The organism is Priestia sp. BR_2, assembly GCF_041954005.1.
GTDB lineage: Bacteria > Bacillota > Bacilli > Paenibacillales > Paenibacillaceae > Paenibacillus_AQ > Paenibacillus_AQ lautus_A.
Genome location: NZ_JAVFHM010000279.1, coordinates 1 through 1,691 on the forward strand (window position 1 = coordinate 1; position 1,691 = coordinate 1,691).

General features: G+C 37.7%; 1 protein-coding gene and 1 pseudogene. Both read left to right on the plus strand.

All coding sequences use genetic code 11. The annotated features are described in order from the left end of the window. Positions 1-14: 14 nt before the first annotated feature. Positions 15-1,301: a histidinol dehydrogenase gene (gene hisD, locus RB298_RS21600; protein ID WP_458698728.1), complete on the plus strand. Its 1,287-nt coding sequence runs from the start codon at positions 15-17 to the stop codon at positions 1,299-1,301. 224 nt (positions 1,302-1,525) lie between these two features. After that, positions 1,526-1,691: pseudogene (locus RB298_RS21605) on the plus strand (GntP family permease); the annotation flags it as partial.

Here is a 1,691-nt window from a genome sequence, read left to right on the forward strand (position 1 = left end):
GGGAGAGATTTGTCATGGCGAGAGTTTTCAAACAGGGGAAAAGTCAGGAAGAAATTAATCAAAATGATATGCAAGTATCAGCAACAGTAAGTCAAACCATTAGAAAAATTGAGGACGAAGGAGACAGTGCAGTTAGAGAACTATCAAGAAAATTTGATAATTGGTCTCCGGAAAATTTCAGATTGAGCAATCAGCAAATCATTGAGATTGTGAATAGTGTACCAGAGCAAACAATTGAAGATATTAAATTTGCTCAAAATAATGTACGAAGATTTGCTGAAGAACAGAGAAAATCTATGCTAGACATTGAAGTAGAAACATTACCTGGCGTTATTTTAGGCCATAAAAATATTCCAGTTGGAAGTGTCGGATGTTATATTCCAGGTGGACGTTATCCTATGGTTGCTTCTGCACATATGAGTGTACTGACAGCAAAGGTAGCTGGAGTAAAACGAGTGATTGCTTGTACTCCACCTATTGGAGGAGAAATTCCATCAGCTACAGTAGCAGCCATGCATTTAGCAGGAGCCGACGAAATCTACATTCTTGGGGGAATTCAAGCAATGGCTGCCATGGCTGTTGGTACGGAAACAATTGAACCTGTAGATATGCTGGTAGGGCCAGGTAATGCTTATGTGGCAGAAGCAAAACGTCAATTGTATGGTCGTGTTGGAATCGATCTCTTTGCAGGCCCTACAGAAACATTAGTTGTAGCTGATGAAACAGCAGACGCAGAAATGATTGCCACTGACATTTTAGGACAGGGAGAACATGGACCAACTTCACCAGGAGCATTAATTACAATATCTGAAAAGTTAGCTCAAGAAACTGTAGAAGAAATTGAGCGTCAGCTCGAAAAGCTTCCAACAGCTGATGTAGCACGTGTTTCATGGGAGGATTACGGCAAGATCATAATTGTAGAAAATGAACAGGAAGCTTTAATAGAAGCAGACAAATTAGCTTTTGAGCACGTTGAAATCTTAACTGAAAACCCAGATTATTTTTTAGAAAACATGAATAATTACGGATGTTTATTTTTAGGTCCTGAGACAAATGTAGCTTATGGTGATAAAGTCATTGGCACAAACCATACGCTTCCAACAAAAGGAGCTGCACGCTATACTGGTGGACTGTGGGTAGGTAAATTTTTAAAAACATGTACTTATCAAAAGGTTACAGAAGAAGCTAGCGCGCATATTGGGGAATATGCAGCACGCCTTTGTCAACTAGAGAACTTCTCTGGACATGCTGAACAAGCTTTACTTCGCGTACGTCGTTATGGAAAAGTAACAGCAAAATAACCAATAAAAGGGATGCATAAACTTTTTATGTATCCTTTTTCAGTAAGTTTTTGTTCTTTAGATGAATTACTGATTATCCCTATTAAAATATTGAAAGCGTTTGCTTTTAGAGGGTTAGCGGTAGAATTACTAGAGTTTAATATGGTTTAAAGGTTTAAAGGCTAAAATTTAAACTAAGAAAGAAAATATAATAAGTTGCGACGAGAAATATAGGGGGAGAAACAATGGATTTAGTCATCATTATACTTGCTTTAGGGCTCTTAATGCTTATTGCTTACCGAGGTTTTTCTGTCATTCTTTTTGCACCTCTATGTGCATTACTTGCGGTTATATTAACGGAACCTAGCTATGCTTTACCTTTCTTTTCTAATATTTTTATGGAAAAGATGG

Coding starts and splice junctions, on each gene's coding strand:
- hisD (WP_458698728.1), top strand. CDS start 15: ATGGCGAGAGTTTTCAAACAGGGGAAAAGTCAGGAAGAAATTAATCAA.